Below are 12,428 nucleotides of genomic sequence, written 5' to 3'. Positions count from 1 at the left end.
CCTGAATTTTAAGTTGTTTTACTGCTAAGTGTTGCCTATTTCGGAGATGAGCGAATAATTGTTCTTCGTACCTACCGCTATTCTCTGGTGAGTGCGATGAAAAAGATCATTGTTCACAAAACCGGCGTGTCCAGGCTCGGTGGCGTCGCCAGCGTCATCCACAAGGGATGAGATTCCGCCCGAGCGGAAGAATCGGCTCTGACGGCCGCGGCCCTCGATCGGCGAGATTGAGGGCCGCGCGGGTTTCCACCCCTTGTCCATTCGGTCCCGGCCGTCTCCGGTGGCTCCGGTTCACCCCAGCCGGATGATCCGGGAGACGACCTCCGGCAGGTCCGGGGGCTCCAGGGCGCCGGGGAGATCGGCCATCTCCGCCGGTGAGAACCAGCCGGAGCCCAGGTAGGTGATGTTCTCCTCGGCGGTCAACGACCCCGGGCCCACCTCGGGGGTGTCCTCGAACCTGGCCAGATAGAACCGCTCGGTCTTGGCGTAGTGGACGCCGAGCCAGCGGAACTCCCGGCGCACCGGCACCCACCGGTCCAGCACCGCCTCGCCCGGCAGGTCCGTCTCCTCGGCGAGCTCGCGCCGCGCGGCGTCGAGGGGGGTCTCGCCCGGGTCGATCCCGCCGCCCGGCGGCTCCCACAGGGTCTGGCCCCCGATGGGGTCGCGCCAGTGCATGAGAAGCACCCGGCCGGACCCGTCCACACAGATCACCCGGGCCGCGGGCCGGTCGTTCGGCTGAGGGTCGTCCATAGGCCAGGGACGCTACCACCCGCCGTCACGTCCGCCGGTTCCGCGTTTCCGGCGGCCTCGGCGCCTCCTGCCCGCCGCCTGCTTGCCACCTACCGGACCGCCGGGTGTGGCGGCGGGATTCGCTGTACTCTGCCGACGTCAGGTTGAAGCATCGTACGATCCGACCTCTCAAGCTCAAGGGTGAAGGCATGACTTCCAGGGCCGAGTTTGTGTTGACGCTGTCCTGTCCGGACCGTCCCGGGGTGGTGGCCGCGGTCTCCGGTCTCCTGGCCGGGCGGGGATGCAACATCATCGAGAGCCAGCAGTTCGGTGATGTCGTGTCCGAGCGGTTCTTCATGCGGGTGCAGTTCGCCTCCTCGCTGCCCGACGAGGAGCTGCGCGAGGCCTTCGCCGCGCTCGCCCCCGAGTTCGGCATGGATTTCAAGCTGCGTGAGGTCTCCATCAAGCCGCGCGTGCTGGTGATGGTCAGCAAGTTCGGCCACTGCCTGAACGATCTGCTCTACCGGATGCGCTCCGGCCTGCTCGACATCGAGATCGTCGCGGTCGTCTCCAACCACCCGGACCTTCGGCCGCTGACCCAGTCGTACGGCATCGACTACCACCACCTGCCGGTCACCTCCGAGACCAAGCCCAGGCAGGAGGCGGAGATCCTTACCCTGGTCGACCACTACCGGGCCGATTTGGTGGTGCTCGCCCGCTACATGCAGGTGCTGTCGGAAGACCTCTGCGTGAAGCTCGCGGGCAACGTGATCAACATTCACCACTCGTTCCTGCCGTCGTTCAAGGGTGCCAAGCCCTACCACCAGGCGCACTCGCGCGGCGTGAAGCTGATCGGCGCGACCGCGCACTACGTGACCGCCGACCTCGACGAGGGCCCGATCATCGAGCAGGAGGTCGCCCGGGTCAACCACACCCACTCCGCGGAGGACCTCGCCGCCATCGGCCGCGACGTCGAGTGCCAGGCCCTGGCGCGCGCCGTCCGCTGGCACACCCAGCAGCGCGTCCTGCTCGACGGCCACAAGACGATCGTCTTTCCCCGCTAGCGCGGCGACCGGCGGCGTGTCCTGCCCGACGGCGACGAGACGGCGGGCTTTCCCTCCGGCGCGGTGACCGATCACCCTGGGCGGCGGCCGGGTTTCCGCGGGCTGACGCCGGTGACGTCCTCGGGGTGGGAGACGCCGTAGGGGCGTCCCCGCTCGTCGGTGCCGACCTTCTCGCGGCCCCGTTCCTTCCGCCGGGAGGCGATCCTCTCGGCGCCGCGGTTCTCGCTGGTGCCGACGCCGAGGGGGGACCGGGCCTGGGTGTCGGTGGAGGGGACGCCCTCGCGCTCCGCGCCGGACACCACGCGGGGCGGTCCCTTGTCGTCCGGAGGGGGCCCGAAGGCCAGGTTGCCCGACCGCACGACCTCCTCGCTCGCGTGACCCACGTCGCGGGAGTAGCCGTGCTTCGCCTTCTTGCCCTTGTGCTTGGGTTCGTGTTTGTCGTTCATGTCCGGTACCTCTGGATTCGTTCGGTGGTCAGCAGATTCTCGGTAGCGGGTCGCCGACCAGCAGGTCGACGATGCGGGTGCCGCCGAAGGAGGTCCTGAGCAGGACCAGTCCCGGCGGGTCGTCGTTGATCCGCCCGATGACCGCCGCCTCGGAGCCGAGTGGGTGGGAGCGGAGGGCGGCCAGAGCCGCGTCGGCGGAATCCCCGGCGACCACCGCGACCATCCGCCCCTCGCAGGCGACGTAGAGCGGGTCGATCCCCAGCAGCTCGCACGCCCCCCGTACGGCGGGACGGACCGGCACCGCGTCCTCGTCGAGGACGACGGCGACCCGCGAGGCCTCCGCTATCTCGTTGACGATCGTCGCCACCCCGCCCCGGGTCGCGTCGCGCAGGCAGCGCACCGCGCCGTTGCCGTCGCCTGCGTCCGCACCGCCGCCGCAGGCGTCCAGCAGCACGTCGACGAGGGTGTTGAGCGCGGCGGTGTCGGAGCACAGCTCGGCCTCGATGTCGAGTTCTCCGCGGGCGAGCATGATGGTGATCCCGTGCTCGCCGATCGGCCCCGACACGATGACCGCGTCTCCCGGCCGTGCGGAGGCGGCGCTCAGCCGGACGGGCCGGTCGAGCGTCCCGATGCCGGAGGTGGTGACGTAACAGCCGTCCGCCTTGCCCCGCTCCACGACCTTGGTGTCGCCGGTGACGATCCACACGCCCGCCGCCCGTGCCGCCTCGGCCATCGAGGCGGTGATGCGCCGCAGGTCGGCGACGGGGAAGCCCTCTTCGAGGATGAATCCGGCCGAGAGGTAGCGGGGGCGGGCCCCGCACATGGCCAGGTCGTTGACGGTGCCGTTGACCGCGAGGTCGCCGATGTCGCCGCCAGGGAAGAACAGTGGCGTGACCACGAACGAGTCGGTGGTGAAGGCGAGCCCGTCGGCGACCGCGCCGTCCTCCAGAGGCGCCAGCATCGGGTTGCGGAACGACTCCAGGAACACCGCCTCGATCAGGGTGTGCGTGGCCTTGCCGCCCGCGCCGTGCGCCAGGGTGATGCGGTCCTCCCGCACGCGCGCCCCGCGCCGCCGCACCCGCTCGATCCGGTCCAGCACCTGCTGCTCCCGGTCGCGTGCGCTTTCCCTCAGGTCCGGTACCCGGTCATGGTCGTGTGTCCTTTCCTTCAGGTCCGGTATCCGGCCGTGATCGTGTGCTTCTTGCCTCAGGTCCTGTACCCGGCCACGGGCGTGTGCCTCTTCCCTCAGGGCCGGTGCCTGCCGCTCCTCGCCGCGTGGTCCCGGCGGATCCATCTCCCGCACGCCGTGTTCCCCGCCCCGTCCGGTGCCGTTTTCCCCGTCGTTCACCTCCGGGTCGCCTCCTTGACGCGCTCGCGCGAGAACCGGCCGAAGTCGTAGTACGCCGCGCAGGCGCCCTCGGACGACACCATGCACGTGCCGATCGGCGTCTCCGGGGTGCACGCGGTGCCGAACACCTTGCACTCCCAGGGTTTGAGCACTCCCTTGAGCACCTCGCCGCACTGGCACGCCTTCGGGTCGGCCACCCGCCCGCCCGGAATCCGGAAGATCCGTTCGGCGTCGAAGGCGGCGTACCGCTCCGCGATCCTGAGCGCCGACTGCGAGATGAAGCCCAGCCCCCGCCATTCGAAGTACGGCCGTAGCTCCATCACCTGGCCGATGACGCTCAGGGCCTTGGGGTTGCCGTCCCACGGGACCACCCGGGAGTACTGGTTCTCCACCTCGGAACGGCCCTCGGACAGCTGTACGAGGATGCGGTAGACCGTGTGCAGCACGTCCAGCGGCTCGAAACCGGCCACCACCATGGGCTTGCCGTAGCCGCGCGCGACGAACCCGTACGGCCGGCAGCCGATCACGGTGGAGACGTGGCCCGGCCCGATGAACCCGTCCAGGCGCAGGTCGGGAGAGTCCAGGATCGCCTTGATGGCGGGAATGATCGTCACGTGGTTGCAGAAGACCGAGAAGTTCTCGATCCCCTCAGCCTCGGCGCGCAGGACCGTCATCGCCGTCGAGGGCGCGGTGGTCTCGAACCCGATGGCCATGAAGACCACCTGCCTGCCGGGGTTCTTTCTGGCGATCTTCAGGGCGTCCAGCGGGGAGTACACCATCCGGATGTCGGCTCCCCGCGCCTTGGCGTCGAGGAACGAGCCGTTCCCGCCGGGCACCCGCATCATGTCGCCGAACGACGTCATGATCACGTCCGGCTGCTCGGCGATGTGGATGGCGTCGTCCACCCGTCCCATGGGGATGACGCAGACGGGACAGCCGGGACCGTGCACCAGGGTGACGGCCTCGGGCAGGTAGTCCTCCAGGCCGTGCTTGTAGATCGTGTGGGTGTGCCCGCCGCACACCTCCATGAACTTGTAGTCGCGGCCGGGCTCGCACAGCGCGGCGATCCGCGTGGCGAGCATCCGGGCCTTCCCGGCGTCGCGGTACTCGTCGACGAAACGCATCAGCCCTCACCTCTCTTCGATCATGGATTCTCGGAGGGCCGCGATCTCGTCCTCGTACGCCTGGCCGATGCTTTCGAGGAAGTCGAGCGCGGCCCTGGCCTCCCCCTCGTCGATCTTCGACATCGCGAACCCGACGTGGATGAGGATCCAGTCGCCGGGCCCGACGCTCCGGTCATCGAGCAGGCCGACGTTGATCGCGCGCTTGACGCCGCAGACGTCGACCATGGCCAGGTCAGGACGGTCCGACAGGATTTCCACGATCTCGCCGGGAATTCCCAGGCACATGAGAGGCCTCCGCCATCTGGATGGATTCGAGGACGAGGTCGTCGCCGCCCTCGGCGTGAACATCGGTGTCGCCGCACCCCGCGCAGACGGCGAAGGGTTCGACGGAGGTGGACGTGCTCCCGCAGGAGCGGCAGGTCATCCGCACCGGGACGATGACCAGGTCCACGTGGGCGTCCTCGGCCACGGACCCTTCGGAGATCGAGGAGAACGCCTGGTTGATCCCCTGCTCCGTGACGCGGAGCAGGGCGCCCGCGTGGACTCGCGCCCGCCGTACCCGCCTGCCGTCCGCCCGCTTCTCCACGGCGGTGAGGATCGCCTCGGCGATCCCGAACTCGTGCATGGTCGTTCCCTTTCGTCGCGCTTGGAATTCCTGTCGTTCCGGCGTGTGCGACCGGACACGATCCGCCCGGCCCCGCTGTCCGGGCGGCCCGGCGGCCGCAGGGGCCCCCGGGTCGTGTTCCACCCCGGCTCGGCCCGTGGTTCGCGTGGTTCGCCGAGCCGCGTATCCCCGGCTCTCCGGTGCGGGCCCGCTACATGTTCCGCATCCTCAGGTAGCGCTTGATGTCGGGGAGCGACTGGTAGACCAGTACGGCGACCCCCGCCAGCACCGCCCCGGCCAGCAGGCGTTTCAGCATGTCCGTTCCTCCTCGTGAACCGCGGCGCCGGCGGCCGTCGTGATCTGTTGTCCCGCGAGCTCGGTGACCAGGTCCGCCGCCATGCCGACGGCGCCCGCGACCGGCGGGCTGAGCTCCATGCCCGGCGAGGTGTCGGCGGGCTGGCAGCCGACGAGCAGGACGCGACCGGCCTCGCCGCCGAGCGTGCCCACCAGCGAGAGCACGCTCTCGGGCGTCATCGAGTGCGCGTCGAGGAAGGATCCCGGCGCGCCGCCCGCCGACGGTTCGAGGACGTACAGGGTGCCGGGCGGGCCGTCGCGGGAGACCGCGTCGACCAGGATCGTGGTGTCGTACCGTCCGCCGGTCAGCTCGTACGCCAGGTGGATGGCCCGGATGCCGAAGTCCCTCACCTCGACCCCGCCGGGCAGGTCGGCACCGGCCAGGTGCCTGACCACCGCGACCCCGAAGCCGTCGTCGCCGAGGAAGACGTTTCCCACCCCGGCCACCAGGACCCTCACGCGCCCACCTCCCCGTCGGCGGCGGAACCGCCCGCCGGTGAGCCGTCCGTGAGCGGCTCGACCTCGTCTGGGGCGAAGTAGAGGAAACGGCCGTGCGACCGGCGCAGGTCGGCGCCTGGATCGTCGTCGAGGGTGACGGCCAGGTGGTGGGCGCCGTCGAGGTCGAGGAGCACCGCCTCGACGTGGGCGGTCCTGCCGGCCAGGAACATGTCGTGGGCGTCGGCGCGCCGCCGGCCGGGCACCAGCCTGACCCTGCTGCCCCTGGAGACGGTCACCCCGGCGACCGTCACGCTGTCGGTCTCCGGGGAGACCGCCGCGTCACCCGCCGGATCCCACCAGGGCACGGGTGCGTCCTGGCGGCTCGGGGAGTCCCCGGCCTCCGGGGACGCGGGGGACTGCCGGTCGGTGCGGTCGGTGCGGTCGGTGGCCGCCTCCACCGAGCGGATCGCGCCGTGGAGCCGTTCCAGCAGTTCGGGGGGCATGCTGCCGACCATGTCGATGAGCTCGGTCACCCGGGGATCGGTCTCCCGCGCCTCCAGGGTCTCCTCGTCGGTGAGGGTGAGCGTGCGCAGGTGGAGCATCTCGTCGATCTCCGTGGAGTCGAACAGGGGGCCGGGGCTCTCCGGCGCGATGTCCGGGTGGTCGTAGAGGATGATCGGGGAGGAGAGCACGACGTCCCGGTGACCGGGCTCGCCCACGAGTACCGGCCAGGTGTGCTCGTTGCGGCAGGTCTCCACGGCGGGCCGCGCCCATTCCGGCGGGTCGAGCAGCGAGACGAAGGCCCCGGCGGTCACCGCGATGAGCAGGTGCGCCGAGACCAGCGAGTGCCGCAGCGCCTGCTCGCGCGGCGCGCCCAGCGGTTGCCAGTCGTCGGTGTTCTCCACCCGGGCGCGCAGCTTGACCAGGTCGTACGGTCCGGGCACCAGCTCGGCGGAGACCCTGAGCGCGGCGCGCAGCGGCAGGTGCTCGGAGACGAGACGCCCTATCACCTCTCCGGACGGCGCCACGATCGGCTCGACCACGCGGTCTCCGGGAATGCGTACCTCGATCACCCGCTCGGGGGCGTCGAGCAGGCCGGCGATGGGGAGTGTCACCTCCGCCTCCCGCTCGGTCGCCTCGTCGAAGGTGAGATAGGTACGGTGGCCGTTCCGCAGCTGCTGGACCGGCCAGTAGCCGTCGTCCTCGGCGCGCTCGACGCCGCGCGTCCTGACGTGCAGGAAACGCAGGTTCAGGTGCGCCACGGCGTACGCGGCCCCTTCGAGGAGGCATTCGGTCACGCTGGCCGGATGCTCGGCGGTCGCGGTGAACCCCGGTGGTACGAGCACCCCGAACTGCCAGCGCACCTGGTTCTTGGTCGCCGAGGCGCGGTAGGGGTAGAGAAGGTAGCCCTCGTACAGCACCGCGTCCGCCACCCGGCGCGCGATGTCCATCGGAACGCTCATCGCCGCGTCTCCTTGAGCAGTAGTTCCAGGGTCTCGTCCCAGGTCGCCAGGGCGCGCCCGGACTTGAACCTGCTGAGTTCCCGCAGCGTGTCGCGATGGAGCCGCAGCCAGCCCGAGTTCGGGAAGTAGCGGTCCATCAGCTCCCGCCACACCGCCACCGGCGGCCGGCAGCGGGCCTCGCGGTGCCACGGCACCTGGCTCACCGAGAAGCCGTCCCGCGCCCTGGCGAACACCGTGCCGCTGAAGAGCATGACCATCGGGATCTCGCCGTCGTCCAGGGCGGCGAAATACCTGCCCGCCGACACCTCCAGGTCGTAACCGCACGGCACCGGTACGTCGATCTCGGTGCTCCCGGTGAACGCCGGGACCATGACGGAGACATCGGCGAACCGCAGGGGTTTCAGCGTGTCGCCCCATCGGGCCCGGTCCCCGAACAGGTCGCCGAGCAGCTCGGCCTCGGTGTCGCCGTAGCGCCGCAGATGGGGCTCGACCCGGATCTGGCAGCGCAGTGCGATGGTGTGCACCCCGCCGGGGGAGGGGTCGGTGACGCGCAGCCGGAAGATCAGCGTCGGGAAGGCCGCGTACGCCTCCGCCCGCACGTCCACGCAGTCGAACGCGAGCTCATCCACCGTCATCACCACCGCCTTCATCGGAGGCGGGCGGTACGGTGCGGCTGCGCTCGCGCAGGCCGGCGAAGAAACCCTCGATGGCCTCCCGCGCCTCCTGGCCGCCGCCGAAGCCCTTCCAGCGCATCCGCACCAGGCCGACCAGCTCGTAGCAGGCGTCGATCGGCACCAGGTGGCAGGCGAAGCCGCCGTCGGGGCGGCGGTCCACCAGGAGCGCCTCCACGTCGGGCTGGACGTCGGCCATCGCCGGGTTGGCCGCCAGGACGCGCTCCCACGTCTCCAGCGGCAGCAGCGACTCGGTGGCCCCGGCCGGGCTCGGGTAGAACGCCACGGTCCGATCCGTCGCGGAGTTGCGGAAGAAGAAGGCCGTGCGGACCGGGATCTGCATCTCGTCCCAGTCGGCCGCGCCCAGCAGGAACCGCGGGGCGTGCAGGTAGCGTCGCGGGACGGCCCGGTAGCGTGCCCGGCCGGTCGTGTCGCGGGTGAACAGCAGGTGGCAGGCCCGGCAGGCGCACAGCAGTCCTCGCCTCTCGACGTTCACGACGTGGCCGTGGTCCTCGCCCGCGGGTGCCGCGCACAGCTCGCAGAGCGTCACCGGAGGCGCGCCGGACCGGCCCGCCCGAGGCGGCTCGCGGAACCTGCGCAGCCCGGTGGCCGTCACGGCGCCGGCTCCGGCTCCGACACCGGCTCGGGGACAGCCTCCGGTTCCCGCCTCGACGCCGACGCCGACGCCGGTCCCGGTTCCGGTTCCGGTTCCGGTTCCGGTTCGGAGAGCGACGTCCGCTCGGGCACCGGGCACGGACCGGGCGGGCGGTGCTGGATCTGCAGCACCCCCGGCCGGTCGCCGCTCACCCCCTCGACCTCCACCCGCGACACCTCGGGCGCCGCCTGGGCGATGGCCCGTTCGATGGCGTCGGTCACGGTGAGCCGCGAGGACGGGCAGCCGTGGCAGGTCCCCTCCAGGCGGAGCCGCACGATCCCGTCCTCGTCCACGCCGAGCAACTCCACGCCGCCCTCGTGCGACCCCAGGTGGGGGCGTACGGTGTCCAGCGCGTCGCGGACGCGTTCGGCCGTGCTCAGCGGGTGCAGGTCGTGCAGGACCAGCAGCCCGGCCACGAGCGGGTCGCCGACCATGCGGCCCAGCACCTCGGCGGCCCCGGCCTCGGTGACGATCTCGACGACGCGTTCCAGGCCGGCGCCGTACAGCTCGACGAGGGCCCGTACGAGATCCTCGGCCTTGGCGCGCGTCACGGCGTCGCTCAGCGCGCCGAGGTCGGCGATCAGCGCCTCGACGCGATCGCCCGTCGCCCGGACGTCATGGGCTTGCGGCATCTGCCCGGGCCCCCTTTCCGGTGCCGGGAAACGGTCGGCTCACGTGGCGTCGAAGGCGTGGGGGGTGTGCACCCGGCGAAGCTCCTCGCCGCCGCCGAGGTACATGTGCACCCCGCACGGCAGGCACGGATCGAAGCTCCGCACGGTGCGCATGATGTCGATGCCCTTGAAGTCCGCGGGCGGGTTCTCCTCGAAGATCGGCGTGTTCTGCACCGCGTCCTCGTACGGTCCCGGCGTGCCGTGCACGTCGCGGACGCTGGCGTTCCAGGGCGTCGGCGGGTACGGATGGTAGTTGGCGATCTTCCCGTTCCTGATCACCATGTGGTGGGAGAGCACGCCCCGCACGGCCTCGGTGAAGCCGCAGCTGATCGCCTCGTCGGGAACCGTGAACGGCTCCCAGGTCTGGGTGCGGCCCGCCCGAACCTCGGCCAGGCCCTGCTCGACGAAGTAGAGCGCGCACGCCGCCGCGTAGGCCTGGAAGTAGGTGCGGGCCCGGTTGCGCTCCAGGGCGTTGGACAGCGGCTGCCCCCTGAACTCGGGGATCTTCCACTCGAACGTCTTCTCCGGCCTCAGCGCCGTCTTCGGCAGGTTGATCTGCACGCTGTGGCCGGTCGATCTGACGTAGCCGATGTCGACCTTGCCGGACAGCGCCGTCGACCAGAGCCTGGCGATGGGCCCGCCGCCGGTGTCGAGCGCGAGCGCGTCCTGCCCGTCGAACCAGCGGGGGGACATGACCCAGCTGTACTTGTCGCTGAAGTCGCGCTTCTGCGGGTGCGGGATGGTGTGCTGGTTCCACGGATGCCGGATGTCGACCGGGTTGCCCAGCGGGTCGTGGGTGACGAACGGCTCCTGGTCCTTCCAGTCGTCGTAGTAGGAGCTGCCCAGCAGGATCCGGATGCCGAGGTTGATGTCGACCAGGTCGTTGGTGATCAACTTGCCGTCGACGATCACCCCCGGCGTGACGTACATCTCGCGACCCCAGTGGCTCATGTTCCGGTAGGTGAAGTCGCAGTGCTCGGGGTTCTGGAAGCTGCCCCAGCAGCCGAGCAGCACCCGCCTGCGGCCGACCTCCTCGTAGCCGGGCAGCGCCTGGTAGAAGAAGTCGAACAGGTCGTCGTGCATGGGCACGACCCGCTTCATGAACTCCACGTAGCGCATCAGCCGGGTCAGGTAGTCGGTGAACAGCTGTACGGTCGCGACCGTGCCCACCCCGCCCGGGTAGAGCGTCGAGGGGTGGACGTGCCTGCCCTCCATGAGGCAGAACATCTCGCGGGTGAGGCGGCTCACCGCCAGCGCCTCGCGGTAGAACTCGCCCTCCAGCGGGTTCAGCGAGCGCATGATGTCGGCGATGGTCTTGTAGCCGTGTTCGCCCGCGTGCGGCGCCTCGGTGCGCTCGGCCATCGCCAGCACCCCGGGATTGGTCTCGCGGACCATCTTCTCGCAGTAGTCGACCCCCACCAGGTTCTCCTGGTAGAGGTTGTGGTCGAACATGTACTCGGCGGCCTCGCCGAGGTTGAGGATCCACTCGCCCAGGGCCGGGGGCCGCACTCCGTACGCCATGTTCTGCGCGTAGACCGAGCAGGTCGCGTGGTTGTCGCCGCAGATCCCGCAGATGCGGCTGGTGATGAAGTGGGCGTCGCGCGGGTCCTTGCCCTTCATGAAGATGCTGTAGCCGCGGAAGATCGACGAGGTGCTGTGACACTCGGCGACCCGCCGGTTCTTAAAATCGATCTTGCAGTAGATGCCGAGACTCCCGACGATCCTGGTGATGGGGTCCCAGGCCATCTCCACGAGGTCGGGGTTCTGCTCCGATGTCGTCATGTCAGCTCCAGGGCGCCTTGTAGCCGGTCAGCAGCTCGCGCCCCTTGTGGCGCCACTTCGGTTCCTTGTCGACGGTCCGCAGGGTGATGCCGCGCAGCGCGCGGACGACGGTCCCGTACGCGCCGCTCACCGCCGAGGAGACGTGGGCGCCGGGTGGCTCGTCCATGAACGGCATGAACTTGTCGGGGAAGCCCGGCATCGTGCAGGCGATGCAGATGCCCCCGACGTTCGGGCAGCCGCCGATCCCGTTCATCCAGCCGCGCTTGGGGACGTTGCACCGGACGACCGGCCCCCAGCAGCCGATCTTGACCAGGCACTTCGGCGAGCCGTACTCGGTGGCGAACTGGCCCTGCTCGTAGTAGCCCGCCCGGTCGCACCCCTCGTGCACGGTCTGGGTGAACAGCCACGTCGGGCGCAGCTCCTCGTCCAGCGGGATCATCGGTGCCTGCCCGGCGACCTGGTAAAGCAGGTAGAGGAGCGTCTCGGAGAGGTTGTCCGGCTGCACCGGGCAGCCCGGCACGTTGACGATCGGCAGCCCCGCCTTGGACTTCCAGTCCCAGCCCAGATAGTCGGCCACGCCCATGGCCCCGGTCGGGTTCCCCGCCATGGCGTGGATGCCGCCGTACGCCGAGCAGGTGCCCGCGCACACGATCGCGGTCGCTTTGGGCGCGAGCAGGTCCAGCCACTCGCTGGTCGTCATGGGCTGGCCGGTCTCGGGGTTGTTGCCGAACCCGGACCAGTAGCCCTCCTGCTTGAGCGCCTCGTTCGGAATCGAGCCCTCGACGACCAGCACGAACGGGTCCAGCTCGCCACGCTTGGCCTTGAAGAACCACTCGATGAAGACGTCCGCGCCCTGCATCGGCCCGGACTCGAAGTCGATCAGCGGCCAGTGCACGGCCACCTTGGGAAGCCCGGGAAGCGCTCCGAGCACGATGTCCTCGATGCTCGGCTGGGTCGCCGCGGTGAGCGCGACGGAGTCGCCGTCGCAGCTCAGTCCGGCGTTGATCCACAGTATGTGGACGACGGGTTCCTCCTGCTCCTGAGGTCTGCTGCTCGTTGCGTCCGTCGGCGCTGTCATG

15 protein-coding genes are annotated in these 12,428 nt (G+C 70.2%); 1 reads left to right on the top strand and 14 read right to left on the bottom strand.

Going from position 1 to position 12,428, the window contains the following annotated elements; all coding sequences use genetic code 11:
• Positions 1–291 precede the first annotated feature (291 nt).
• Entirely contained in the window at positions 292–750 is a 459-nt protein-coding gene (locus ACTOQ2_RS03360; protein ID WP_440098181.1) for an NUDIX hydrolase, read from the bottom strand.
• 188 nt (positions 751–938) lie between these two features.
• Here ACTOQ2_RS03360 and purU point away from each other — a divergent pair, with 188 nt between their 5' ends.
• Positions 939–1,793 carry a formyltetrahydrofolate deformylase gene (gene purU, locus ACTOQ2_RS03355; protein WP_440065906.1) on the top strand — a complete coding sequence of 285 codons (855 nt, stop codon included), beginning with the start codon at positions 939–941 and terminating at the stop codon, positions 1,791–1,793.
• Between the two features lie 71 nt (positions 1,794–1,864).
• Here purU and ACTOQ2_RS03350 read toward each other — a convergent pair whose 3' ends face one another.
• The 13 genes from ACTOQ2_RS03350 to ACTOQ2_RS03290 all read right to left on the bottom strand — a co-directional run bounded on the left by ACTOQ2_RS03350 (position 1,865) and on the right by ACTOQ2_RS03290 (position 12,427).
• A complete protein-coding gene (locus tag ACTOQ2_RS03350; RefSeq protein ID WP_440098179.1) occupies positions 1,865–2,239 on the bottom strand; it encodes a hypothetical protein in 375 nt (124 codons plus the stop codon).
• A 28-nt stretch (positions 2,240–2,267) separates the two neighbouring features.
• A complete protein-coding gene (gene hypE, locus ACTOQ2_RS03345; protein ID WP_440098178.1) occupies positions 2,268–3,338 on the bottom strand; it encodes a hydrogenase expression/formation protein HypE in 1,071 nt (356 codons plus the stop codon).
• Positions 3,339–3,583: 245 nt separating this feature from the next.
• Positions 3,584–4,711, bottom strand: a complete 1,128-nt coding sequence (gene hypD / locus ACTOQ2_RS03340; protein WP_440098177.1) for a hydrogenase formation protein HypD — start codon at positions 4,709–4,711, stop codon at positions 3,584–3,586.
• A 6-nt stretch (positions 4,712–4,717) separates the two neighbouring features.
• Positions 4,718–4,969: a HypC/HybG/HupF family hydrogenase formation chaperone gene (locus ACTOQ2_RS03335; protein ID WP_440098175.1), complete on the bottom strand. Its 252-nt coding sequence runs from the start codon at positions 4,967–4,969 to the stop codon at positions 4,718–4,720.
• Entirely contained in the window at positions 4,944–5,336 is a 393-nt protein-coding gene (locus ACTOQ2_RS03330) for a hydrogenase maturation nickel metallochaperone HypA/HybF (protein ID WP_440098174.1), read from the bottom strand. The genes ACTOQ2_RS03335 and ACTOQ2_RS03330 overlap by 26 nt, the downstream gene beginning before the upstream one ends.
• Before the next feature lie 190 nt (positions 5,337–5,526).
• Positions 5,527–5,631 carry a DUF6893 family small protein gene (locus tag ACTOQ2_RS03325; protein ID WP_440065912.1) on the bottom strand — a complete coding sequence of 35 codons (105 nt, stop codon included), beginning with the start codon at positions 5,629–5,631 and terminating at the stop codon, positions 5,527–5,529.
• Positions 5,625–6,128 (bottom strand): hydrogenase maturation protease, encoded by a 504-nt coding sequence (locus ACTOQ2_RS03320; protein WP_440098172.1) that lies wholly within the window; start codon positions 6,126–6,128, stop codon positions 5,625–5,627. Before ACTOQ2_RS03320 ends, ACTOQ2_RS03325 begins: the two co-directional genes overlap by 7 nt.
• Positions 6,125–7,570, bottom strand: a complete 1,446-nt coding sequence (locus tag ACTOQ2_RS03315) for a hypothetical protein (protein WP_440098171.1) — start codon at positions 7,568–7,570, stop codon at positions 6,125–6,127. The genes ACTOQ2_RS03320 and ACTOQ2_RS03315 overlap by 4 nt, the downstream gene beginning before the upstream one ends.
• Positions 7,567–8,205: a DUF6084 family protein gene (locus ACTOQ2_RS03310; RefSeq protein ID WP_440098170.1), complete on the bottom strand. Its 639-nt coding sequence runs from the start codon at positions 8,203–8,205 to the stop codon at positions 7,567–7,569. The genes ACTOQ2_RS03315 and ACTOQ2_RS03310 overlap by 4 nt, the downstream gene beginning before the upstream one ends.
• A complete protein-coding gene (locus tag ACTOQ2_RS03305; protein WP_440098168.1) occupies positions 8,192–8,857 on the bottom strand; it encodes a DUF5947 family protein in 666 nt (221 codons plus the stop codon). Before ACTOQ2_RS03305 ends, ACTOQ2_RS03310 begins: the two co-directional genes overlap by 14 nt.
• Positions 8,854–9,528 carry a NifU family protein gene (locus ACTOQ2_RS03300; protein ID WP_440098167.1) on the bottom strand — a complete coding sequence of 225 codons (675 nt, stop codon included), beginning with the start codon at positions 9,526–9,528 and terminating at the stop codon, positions 8,854–8,856. Before ACTOQ2_RS03300 ends, ACTOQ2_RS03305 begins: the two co-directional genes overlap by 4 nt.
• A 39-nt stretch (positions 9,529–9,567) precedes the next feature.
• Positions 9,568–11,349 carry a nickel-dependent hydrogenase large subunit gene (locus ACTOQ2_RS03295; RefSeq protein WP_440098166.1) on the bottom strand — a complete coding sequence of 594 codons (1,782 nt, stop codon included), beginning with the start codon at positions 11,347–11,349 and terminating at the stop codon, positions 9,568–9,570.
• A 1-nt stretch (position 11,350) separates the two neighbouring features.
• Complete coding sequence (locus tag ACTOQ2_RS03290; RefSeq protein ID WP_440098165.1) at positions 11,351–12,427, bottom strand: hydrogenase expression protein HypE; 1,077 nt, start codon at positions 12,425–12,427, stop codon at positions 11,351–11,353.
• Position 12,428: the final 1 nt, after the last annotated feature.

The sequence above is a fragment of the Streptosporangium sp. H16 genome (assembly GCF_051918855.1).
In the GTDB taxonomy this organism is placed as follows: Bacteria; Actinomycetota; Actinomycetes; order Streptosporangiales; family Streptosporangiaceae; genus Streptosporangium.
The sequence above is the reverse complement of the archived record's forward strand: the minus strand, read 5'-3'. Positions and strand labels throughout refer to the sequence as shown.

What these genes read in the sequence shown, in the direction of transcription:
- ACTOQ2_RS03360 (WP_440098181.1), bottom strand. Translation starts at nt 750, where the DNA reads ATGGACGACCCTCAGCCGAACGACCGGCCCGCGGCCCGGGTGATCTGT.
- purU (WP_440065906.1), top strand. Translation starts at nt 939, where the DNA reads ATGACTTCCAGGGCCGAGTTTGTGTTGACGCTGTCCTGTCCGGACCGT.
- ACTOQ2_RS03350 (WP_440098179.1), bottom strand. Translation starts at nt 2,239, where the DNA reads ATGAACGACAAACACGAACCCAAGCACAAGGGCAAGAAGGCGAAGCAC.
- hypD (WP_440098177.1), bottom strand. Translation starts at nt 4,711, where the DNA reads ATGCGTTTCGTCGACGAGTACCGCGACGCCGGGAAGGCCCGGATGCTC.
- ACTOQ2_RS03330 (WP_440098174.1), bottom strand. Translation starts at nt 5,336, where the DNA reads ATGCACGAGTTCGGGATCGCCGAGGCGATCCTCACCGCCGTGGAGAAG.
- ACTOQ2_RS03325 (WP_440065912.1), bottom strand. Translation starts at nt 5,631, where the DNA reads ATGCTGAAACGCCTGCTGGCCGGGGCGGTGCTGGCGGGGGTCGCCGTA.
- ACTOQ2_RS03315 (WP_440098171.1), bottom strand. Translation starts at nt 7,570, where the DNA reads ATGAGCGTTCCGATGGACATCGCGCGCCGGGTGGCGGACGCGGTGCTG.
- ACTOQ2_RS03310 (WP_440098170.1), bottom strand. Translation starts at nt 8,205, where the DNA reads ATGACGGTGGATGAGCTCGCGTTCGACTGCGTGGACGTGCGGGCGGAG.
- ACTOQ2_RS03300 (WP_440098167.1), bottom strand. Translation starts at nt 9,528, where the DNA reads ATGCCGCAAGCCCATGACGTCCGGGCGACGGGCGATCGCGTCGAGGCG.
- ACTOQ2_RS03295 (WP_440098166.1), bottom strand. Translation starts at nt 11,349, where the DNA reads ATGACGACATCGGAGCAGAACCCCGACCTCGTGGAGATGGCCTGGGAC.
- ACTOQ2_RS03290 (WP_440098165.1), bottom strand. Translation starts at nt 12,427, where the DNA reads ATGACAGCGCCGACGGACGCAACGAGCAGCAGACCTCAGGAGCAGGAG.